Here is a 9,280-nt window from a genome sequence, read left to right on the forward strand (position 1 = left end):
TGGCAGGGGCGGAGAGGGCGGGGAGGGCTGGGAGGGGTGGGGAGGGTGAGGAGGGGAGGGGTAATCGGGGGGCTTGGGGTGCCGGTGGGGGTGGCGGAGATGTCGGGACGGGCCTGGGGTTGCGCTGTGGATTCGCGTCCCCTCTCACCGCGCACCCCGCATGATCAACCGACATCTCCGCGTTCGCGCGAGGTGGGAGGCCACGCACCGCCTGCCCCGCGCTCGGCCCCATCTGGCCAGGGATCAGGGTTCCCGACCTGCTCGTGCTCTGGCCAGGGTTGCATTTCCCCGGTTGTGTTGGGGCGGCTCGATCGGGTGAACTTGGGACTGCTCCGGTGGTGGCTCACCCCCGCCAGCGCGCGCGGTCGTTCATCAGCCAGTGCGTCCCGTCCGTCCAGCCGAGCAGCCTCCGGCCGCCGCCGGGGGTGGCGCCCTCGGCGTCGAAGCGGCCTCCGGACAGCACGTGCTCCAGGCCGAGCACCGCTGGCTCGAAGGTGCGGAGCAGGTTCAGCGAGCCCGTCGACCGGCGCAGGTGCGCGACCAGCTCCCGGCGCTCCCGCTCGTCGCAGTACCCGAGCAGGAACACCGCCTGCCGCCACGCGTAGGCCACGTTCTTCACCAGCAGCAGCCCCTCGTGCCACGTCCGCTCCGGCTTCGCCCGCCGCGCCAGCCCGCCCGTGATCCAGTCGAACACCCCGGTCACCAGCCCCGCCGCGACCGGGCGCAGCCGGTCGGTCAGGTCGAGGCCCCCCGCCAGCGCCGCGAGGTTCTGCGTGGTCAGCACCTGGCTCTGCTCCAGCACCATCCCGTTGCCGACCACCCAGCTCCGGTGCGCGGACGCCCCGGCCCGCCGCCCGCACTCCTCCCCGAACCACCGCGCCGCCTCCGGGCGCCCGAACCAGCGCTTCCCGCCCACCAGCTCGGGCGGCTCGACCAGGTCGTAGTACGCCGCGTACGGCGTGCCGAGCGTGACCCGGTGCGCCACCACCGCCGCGTGGTGCCACTTCGGCGTGAAGCTGCCCGTGAAGATGTCCGCCGCGATCTCCTCCACCAGCGGCACGGGAACACCCGCCTGCTTCGCCAGCGCGCCGAACTCGGACACCAGCGGGTTCGGGGTGACCGTGTGCGGGAACGACGCCAGCGCCAGCAGCGCGGTCTGCTCCAGGGCCTCTCGCGCCGCCCGCCCCGCGCCCTGCCCGGCCGAGCGGAACACGTCCAGCGCGGTCACCCACGGCAGCTCCTCGAACCGCACCTGCGACTCCAGGTCCAGCAGCAGCAACGTCCTGCGCCGCCGGAACGCCGCGTACGCCTGCTCGCGCAGCGCGCCCGCCACCGGGTCGGACAGCCCGGCCGCGAGCAGCCGCGCCGTCACCTGCGGCAGCACCTCGGCCAGCACCTCCCCGGACGGCACGACGCCGCGCCGCACCAGCTCGGCCAGCGGGGCCTCCAGCGCGCGGTCGAGCTTCGCCAGCAGGTGCGCGGGGAAGTCGCTGCCCTCGGGCAGGCCCTCACCGGGGACCGCGGGGGCGGACAGCGGCTCCAGGGAGGGGAGGCCGCCGTCGGCGGGGTAGCGGCCCAGGCGGTCGGCCAGCACCGCCGCGAACGCCGCGTGCGTGGGGGTGGCCACCACCTCGGCCTGCGTGGCGCGCAGCTCGGCGTGGTGCTCGCCCCGGCGGGTCAGCGCGTTCGCCAGCGCGCGGCGCACCCAGCCGACCTCCCGCGCGGACAACGCCGCGCTGAAACCAGCGGTGGGGGCGGCAGCCGGGCTGACCGCGCCGGGAGCACCGGCCGCGTCGGGAGCGCCAACCGCGCCGGAAACCCCCACGCCACCCCCGCCCCCGTCCCCCGAGCACCGCAGCAGCGCTTCGCGCAGCCTGCTGAAGTTGCTCCGGGGGTGCGCGTGCCGCCCGCTCGGCGCGCCCGCCGCCGCCAGCTTCGCCAACCACTCCTCCCGCCGCCGCGCCCAGTCCTCGGGCCACACCCGGCAGGGCCAGCCGCCCCGCACCGCGCCCGCCTCGTCCAGCCGGGGCGCCTCGCCCTCGACGGTGGACGCCCACAGGTCGACCAGCTCGTCGTGCAGCGGGTTCCACACCCCCAGCGTCTCCCGCATCGCCCCGACCTGCTGGGGCACCGCGGTCCGCCGCAGGGCGGCGCCCAGTTCCGCCACCGGGGTCCGGCGCACCACCGACCCGCTCATCGTGGACCGCGCCGCGCGCCTGGGCGTGAACCGCAGCCTGGGCAGCCACGGGCCGATCGCGTCCAGCACCCGCAGGGCCGCGTCCGCGCGCCCGGACGCCAGCAGCACCGCCACCGCCGGGATCGCGGCCTCCTCCGGCGCGTCGACCCGGTACTCCCCGGACTCCACAAGCCCCAGCAGCGCGGCCCGGCCCTCGTCGCCCAGGTGCCACCAGTTCAGCCGCTCGCGGTCGGTGCCGCCGGGGACCCCGGCGGGCAGCGCGGCCAGCAGCGCGCGCTCCTCCTCGTCCGGCTCGACCTCGGCCACCAGCCTCCCGGTGGCGAACCCGCCGTGCGCGACCTCCAGGGTCACCCACGGCGGAACGCCCGACACCGGGGTGCGGCTGCCCACGGTCAGCGACCCGTCCGCCATCCCCCGGAGCACGCCCGCCCACTGCGCGACCTTCTTCGACGAGGCGGGCGCGGACTCCAGCGCGCGCAGGAACCGCGCGAGCGCGTAGGGGGAGAAGGCGGTGTGCTGGGACATGGCTGTGCTCCGGTGGGGACGTCGCTCCGCGTGCGGAACGCGCGGCCCCGGCACCTGGCCGGGGCCGCACGACGAGAGGCGAGCGCGGGGTGGGTGGACACGGGGGTCGGACTCGAACCGACGCCCTCCCGGTTACCAGCCGGGCGATCCGCCACCTGATCTACCCCGTGGTGGTCCCGCGCTCCCCGGACCACGGCGGTCCGGGCTCGACATGGAGGCGGGACTCGAACCCGCGCCCTCCCGGTCCAGAGCCGGGAGCTCTACCACCTGAGCTACTCCACGCTGGTCGGAGCCTCGCGGCTCCGTCCACAGCAGACCATAAGGCGCTCACCCGGTCGTGTCTCCCGGTTTTCCCGTGAGGGCGCGCCCCGACCAACCGGCCGGGACGCGACGGACAACCCGCCGAGGGACGATCAGTGCAGGTAGGGCCACCCCGCGGAGTCCCAGGCCAGCCAGTTGATCCCGAGCTGCGAGGCCCCGCTGTCGGTGTAGTAGTGGTACGTGATGATGTCGCTGTTGGAGTCGCTGAACACGTCCTGGTGACCGGGCCCGTGGATGCTGCCCTGCCCGGCCAGGATCTCCGTGCCGCCCCCGGAGGTCATCGCCGTCCCGTTGCGCGCCACGTACGGCCCGGTCACGCTCGTCGACCGGCCCACCATCACCCGGTACGTGCTCGCCGCGCCCGCGCAGCAGCGGTCGAACGACACGAACAGGTAGTAGTACGACCCGTGCTTGACGATCGTCGGCGCCTCGATCGCGCCGCCGCCCCGGCCCGCGACGGACCGGATCGTGCTGTCCGAGCGCTTGCCGGTCGACGGGTTGAGCTGCACGAGCTTGATGCCCGACCAGAACGAGCCGAAGCTCAGCCACCACCGGCCCTGGTCGTCCACCACCAGGTTCGGGTCGATCGCGTTGTAGTCGTTCGAGCCGCTGGACTCGATCACCAGCCCCTGGTTGGTCCAGGACCCGGACGCGCCGGTCGTGCTGGTGGCCAGGAAGATCGCCGACTTGTTCGAGCCGAACGTCGACGCCGAGTAGTACAGGTAGTACCGGCCGTTCTGGTACGACAGGTCCGGCGCCCACAGGTTCCGGCTGCCGCCGGTGTACGCGGTGGTCCAGGACGCGCCGTTCGGGAAGACCGCGCCCGCGTTGCGGAACGCGGTGCGGTCGGTGGAGGTCTTCAGCGCGATGTTGTCCCCGGTGTGCGCGACCAGGTAGGTCCCGTCGGGCTTCTTCACGAACGTCGGGTCGTGCACGCCGATGTCGCCGGTGACCACGCCGGGGTACGGGTAGGCCATCGCCTGGCCCGCTCCCGGCAGGACCAGCGCCAGTGCCGCGAGCAGCACCAGCGCGCGCTTCGTCGCTCTTGCCACGGTTCTCCTCGATCCACGGTGGTGGAGGGGTCGGCGGCGGCGGACAGGCGTGTTCCGGGAGGCACGACTGGTCCGCCGACCGTAGCGAGGCGGGGGCGGCGCCGACAAGGACGGTTCAGGGTGGTGAAATTCCCCGGCGCCCCCGGTGATCCTCCCCCTCGGGGGTGGTCCGCGCGCCCACCGGAAGGACCCCCGTGCAGCCCGCTTCCCCGACCCCGCCGCGGCGGTTCGCCAAGCTCGTCACCGAGGTGCTCGCGCCCTGGGTGTGGGTGGTGTGGCTGCCCGCCGCGATCGGCTGGAGCGCCACCGGCACCGCGTTCGGCGCGCTGGTGTGGGGCGCGGTCGTCGCCGTGTTCGGCGCGGTGATCCCGATGGCGGTGATCGTGCACGGCGCGCGCAGGGGCCGCTGGGACAACCACCACGTCACCCGCCGCGAGGACCGCCTCGTGCCGCTGCTGACCTGCGTCGGGTCGGTGGGCGTCGGCATCGCGGCCCTCGCGCTCGCGGACGCGCCGCACGAGATGATCGCGCTCGCGGCGGCCATGTTCAGCACGCTGGTCGTCACCACCGCGATCACCCTCGCCCCCGGCGGGCGCGGCTGGAAGATCTCGGTGCACTCGGGCGTCGCGTTCGGCGCGATCGCGATCCTGGCCATCCAGAGCGGCCCGTGGTGGGCGCTGCTGTGGTCGGCGTCCGCGCTGGTGGCCTGGTCGCGGGTCGAGCTGGGCGACCACACCACCGGCCAGGTGTGCGGCGGCGCGGTGCTGGGCGTGCTCGGCGGCGGCGGGATCTACTCGGCGGGCCTGCTGCTGCTCGGCTGATCGCCGCCCCCGCGCCACGTCGCGGGCGTCACGCCCTTCCACCGCTTGAACGCGTGGATGAAGCTCGACGCCTCCGCGTACCCGAGCCGCCGCGCCGCCTCCTCCACCGACAGCGCACCGCCCCGCAGCAACCGCTCGGCCAGCGCCTCCCGCACCTCGTCCAGCAGCTCCCGGTAGCTCGTGCCCGCCCCGGCGAGCCTGCGCCGCAGCGTCCGGGTGCTCACCGACAGCTCCCGCGCCACCCGGTCCATGCCGCCGTCCAGCGCGCCCGGCCCGGCCAGCCGCTCCCGCACCTCGTGCGAGATCCCGCCGCGCTCGAGCCGCCGCGCCACCAGCCTGCGGCACTGCGCCTCGCACGCCGCCACGGTGTGCGGGTCGGCCTGCGGCAGCGGCCGGTCCAGCAGGCCCGCGTCGTACACCGCCGCCGTCACCGGCGCCCCGAACACCGGCCGCAGCCCGAACGCCCGCTCGTGGACGGCCACCCCGCCCGGCTCCGGGAACCCGAACACCACCGACCGCAGCGGCAACCCGCCCGGCAGCAGCTCGCCGATCACCGAGTGCACCGCCGCCAGGTCCCGCTCGGCCAGGAACCGCCCCACCGGGTCCGGCAGCCCGGTGGGGTCCAGCAGCACCCGCACCAGCCCGTCCGACACCGACGCGCTCGGGATGCAGAACGCGAAGCTCAGGTCCAGGAACCGCAGCGCCACGTCCACCGCGTCCCGCACGCTCCGGCTGCTCAGGAACGCGAACCCGAGCACCCCGAACGTGGTCGCGTGGTACCGCCCGCCCAGCTCGACGCCCGCGTCGGGCAGCGCCTCCGCGAGCGCCCGCACCACCCGCAGCTCCTGGTGCGCGCTGACCTCCCCGTCCGGGGCGACCAGGTCCGCCGCCACCAGCCCGGTGCCCGCCAGCTGGTCGGTCTCGGCGAGCCCGCGCTCGACCCCGAACCGCACCAGCAGCGCCACGCCCGCGACGCCGCGCGGGAAGTCCCAGTGCCGCACGGCCGGGTCGGCGAGAGGGGGCATGGCCGGAATTGTGGATTCCGCGGCCCCGATTGTCTTGGGCCGATGGGGTGCTCCCGGCCTAGCCTCGGCACGTGGACAACGGGGTCGACGTGGTGGTGATCGGCGCGGGCTTCGCCGGGATCGGCATGGCAGCCTCCGCGCTGCGCGCCGGGTTCAGCGCGCTGGTGCTGGAGAAGGCGCGGGACGTGGGCGGGGTGTGGCGGGACAACACCTACCCCGGCGCGGCCTGCGACGTGCCCTCCTCGCTCTACTCGTTCTCCTTCGCCCCCGAACCGGGCTGGCCGCGCCGCTACTCCGGCCAGGCCGACATCCACGCCTACCTGCGGCGGGTCGCCGCCGAGACCGGCGTGCTGCCGCGCGTGCGGTTCGGCGCCGAGGTCGTCTCCGCCGACTACGACGAGCCCGCCGCCCGCTGGCGGGTCACCCTGGCCGACGGGCGCGAGCACGTCGCGCGGTTCCTGGTCACCGCCGTCGGCCAGCTGTCCCGACCGGCCGTCCCCGACCTGCCCGGCGCCGCCGACTTCCCCGGCCGGGTCTTCCACAGCTCCCGCTGGGACCACGACCTGGACCTCACCGGGCTGCGCGTGGCCGTCGTCGGCACCGGGGCGAGCGCGATCCAGTTCGTGCCGGAGATCCGCGAGGTCGCCGCCAGGGTGACCGTCTTCCAGCGCACCCCGCCGCACGTCATCCCCAAGCCCGACCGCGCCTACACCCGCCGCCGCACCGCCCTCCACCGCGCGTTCCCGCCCGCCAGGGCCGTGGGCCGGGCCACCACGTGGGTGGCGGGGGAGTTCCTCACCGCCGCGATCACCGCCGTGCCCGCGTTCGGCAAGGCGGTCGAGGCCGCGTTCCACCTGCACCTGCGCCGCCAGGTCCCCGACCCCGCGCTGCGCGCCGCCCTCGTCCCCGACCACCCGGTGGGCTGCCGGCGCGTGCTGTTCTCCAACACCTGGTACCCGGCGCTGACCAGCGACAACGTCGACCTCGTGACCTCGCCCGCCATCGCGTTCACCCCGCGCGGGCTGCGCTCGGCCGACGGCGTCGAGCACCCGGTCGACGTGGTCGTGCACGGCACCGGGTTCGCCGCCACCGAGTTCCTCGCCCCGATGCGGATCAGGGGCCGCGACGGCGCGGAGCTGGCCGACCGCTGGCGCGACGGGGCCCGCGCCCACCTCGGCCTGACCGTCCCCGGCTTCCCGAACCTGTTCGTGCTCTACGGCCCCAACACCAACCTCGGCGGCAACTCGATCCTGCAGATGATCGAGCCGCAGGTCGGGTACGTCACCGCGCTGCTGGAGCGGATGCGCGCGCACGGCCTGACCGGCGCCGAGGTGCGCCCCGAGGTCGCGGACGCGTTCGACCGCGAGGTGCAGGACCGGCTCGGCCGCACCGCCTGGGCGCGCTGCCGCAGCTGGTACCGGGTCGAGGGCGGGCGGATCGTGAGCAACTGGCCCGGCCAGGTCTGGGAGTACCGGCGCAGGACGGCGCGCCCCGACCCGAGGCACTTCCGCTTCACCCGCCCCTGAACCCCGACCCGGACCCCAGTCCCCGCCCCGGACCCCCGACCACGCTGGAGGAGCACCGTGCCCGACTACGACGTCCTGGTGATCGGCTCCGGGTTCGGCGGCGCGGTCAGCGCGCTGCGCCTGACCGAGAAGGGCTACCGCGTCGGCGTCCTGGAGGCGGGCCGCCGGTTCGCCGACCACGAGTTCGCCCGCACCTCCTGGCGGCTGCGCGACTACCTGTTCGCCCCGGCCGTCGGCTGCTACGGCATCCAGCGGATCGACCTGCTGCGCGACGTGCTCGTGCTCAGCGGCGCGGGCGTCGGCGGCGGCTCGCTCGTCTACGCCAACACCCTCTACCGGCCCGGCGAGCACTTCTTCACCGCGCCCGCCTGGAGCGGCACCGCCGACTGGAAGGCCGAGCTGGGCCGCTGGTACGACCAGGCGGAGCGGATGCTCGGGGTCGTGGAGAACCCGCTGACCACCCCGGCGGACCGGGTGCTGCGCGCGGTCGCCGACGACCTCGGCGTCGGCTCGACCTACCACCGCTCCCGCGTCGGCGTGTTCTTCGCCGAGCGCCCCGGCCAGCGGGTGGCCGACCCGTTCTTCGGCGGCGTCGGGCCTGAGCGCGCCGGGTGCGCGCACTGCGGCGAGTGCATGACCGGGTGCAGGCACAACGCCAAGAACACGCTGACCAAGAACTACCTGCACCTGGCCGAGCGCGCGGGCGCGACCGGGCGCCCGCAGACCCCGGTCACCGACGTGCGCCCGGTCGCGGGCGGCGACGAGGTGCGCGCCCCCCGCACCGGCAGGCCGTGGCGCACCGAGGTGCTCACCGCGGGCCAGGTGGTGTTCTCCGCCGCCGCGATGGGCACCCAGCGGCTGCTGCACTCGCTGCGCGACCGGGGCGTGCTGCCGGGGATCTCCGCGCGCCTGGGCGTGCTCTCCCGCACCAACGCCGAGGCCGTGCTCGCGGTCAAGGCCCGCACCGACGACGTCGACTACTCGCGCGGCGTCGCGATCACCTCCTCGGTGCACCCGGACCCGAGGACCCACGTGGAACCGGTCCGCTACGGGCGCGGCAGCAACATCATGGGCCTGCTCATGACCGTGCTCGCCGACCCGGAGCCCGGCAGGGCGCGCTGGCGCAGCGGGGTCGACCGGCTCGTCGAGCAGCGCCGCGACCTGCCCCGGCTGCTCAACCCCAGGCGCTGGTCGGAGCGGTCCGTGGCGCTGCTGTTCATGCAGAACACCGACACCTCCCTCACCACCAGGGGCAGGCGCGGCCCGTTCGGGCGGGGCCTGACCTCGGGGCCGGGGGAGGGGGAGCGGAACGAGGTGTGGAACCCGGTCGGGCACGAGCTCACCCGGCGGGTGGCGGAGAAGATCGGCGGCATCCCCGGCGGGGCCTGGACGGACTTCTTCGACGTGCCCCTGACCGGCCACTTCATCGGCGGCTGCGGCATCGGCGCGTCGCCCGAGAGCGGCGTGGTCGACGCCTACCACCGGGTGTTCGGGCACGAGGGCCTGCACGTGGTCGACGGCTCGACCATCCCGGCGAACCTGGGCGTCAACCCGTCGCTGACCATCACGGCCATGGCGGAGCGGGCGATGTCGCTGTGGCCGAACAAGGGCGAGCCGGACCCGCGCCCGCCGCTGGGGGAGGTCTACCGGCCGGTGCGCCCGATCGCGCCCCGCCACCCCGTGGTGCCGCCCACCGCGCCCGCCGCTCTGCTGCCCATCACTCCCGTGGGGGGAACCCCCCGGGGCGTGACACAATAAACAGGGAGGTGCGCACCCCCGCCCCGGGGGGGCAAACCACCGCCGCCCGCGGCGC

General features: G+C 75.3%; 6 protein-coding genes and 2 tRNA genes. 3 read left to right on the plus strand and 5 right to left on the minus strand.

Translation table 11 applies throughout. From position 1 onward, the window contains the following. Nucleotides 1-343: 343 nt before the first annotated feature. From ACTUAL_RS01935 to ACTUAL_RS01950, 4 genes are all read right to left on the minus strand, one after another. Nucleotides 344-2,722, minus strand: coding sequence for a hypothetical protein (locus ACTUAL_RS01935; RefSeq protein ID WP_440899050.1), 2,379 nt, complete (start codon nt 2,720-2,722; stop codon nt 344-346). A 94-nt stretch (nt 2,723-2,816) separates the two neighbouring features. Then, nucleotides 2,817-2,892: transfer RNA gene (locus ACTUAL_RS01940), tRNA-Thr, on the minus strand. A gap of 39 nt (nt 2,893-2,931) precedes the next feature. After that, nucleotides 2,932-3,004 (minus strand) — tRNA-Gln (locus ACTUAL_RS01945). A 131-nt stretch (nt 3,005-3,135) separates the two neighbouring features. Continuing rightward, nucleotides 3,136-4,095, minus strand: coding sequence for an arabinan endo-1,5-alpha-L-arabinosidase (locus ACTUAL_RS01950; RefSeq protein ID WP_440899051.1), 960 nt, complete (start codon nt 4,093-4,095; stop codon nt 3,136-3,138). 194 nt (nt 4,096-4,289) lie between these two features. Here ACTUAL_RS01950 and ACTUAL_RS01955 point away from each other — a divergent pair, with 194 nt between their 5' ends. Then, nucleotides 4,290-4,916 carry a hypothetical protein gene (locus ACTUAL_RS01955; RefSeq protein ID WP_440899052.1) on the plus strand — a complete coding sequence of 209 codons (627 nt, stop codon included), beginning with the start codon at nt 4,290-4,292 and terminating at the stop codon, nt 4,914-4,916. On the opposite strand, the gene ACTUAL_RS01960 is transcribed toward ACTUAL_RS01955, so the two are convergent. Continuing rightward, entirely contained in the window at nt 4,886-5,941 is a 1,056-nt protein-coding gene (locus ACTUAL_RS01960) for an AraC family transcriptional regulator (protein ID WP_440899053.1), read from the minus strand. The two genes, ACTUAL_RS01955 and ACTUAL_RS01960, sit on opposite strands and share 31 nt — an antisense overlap. A gap of 71 nt (nt 5,942-6,012) precedes the next feature. Here ACTUAL_RS01960 and ACTUAL_RS01965 point away from each other — a divergent pair, with 71 nt between their 5' ends. Together ACTUAL_RS01965 and ACTUAL_RS01970 are read left to right on the plus strand one after the other, a co-directional pair. Then, a complete protein-coding gene (locus ACTUAL_RS01965) occupies nt 6,013-7,467 on the plus strand; it encodes a flavin-containing monooxygenase (RefSeq protein WP_440899054.1) in 1,455 nt (484 codons plus the stop codon). Between the two features lie 57 nt (nt 7,468-7,524). After that, nucleotides 7,525-9,225, plus strand: a complete 1,701-nt coding sequence (locus ACTUAL_RS01970) for a GMC oxidoreductase (RefSeq protein ID WP_440899055.1) — start codon at nt 7,525-7,527, stop codon at nt 9,223-9,225. Nucleotides 9,226-9,280 lie beyond the last annotated feature (55 nt).

Source organism: Actinosynnema sp. (assembly GCF_052038725.1).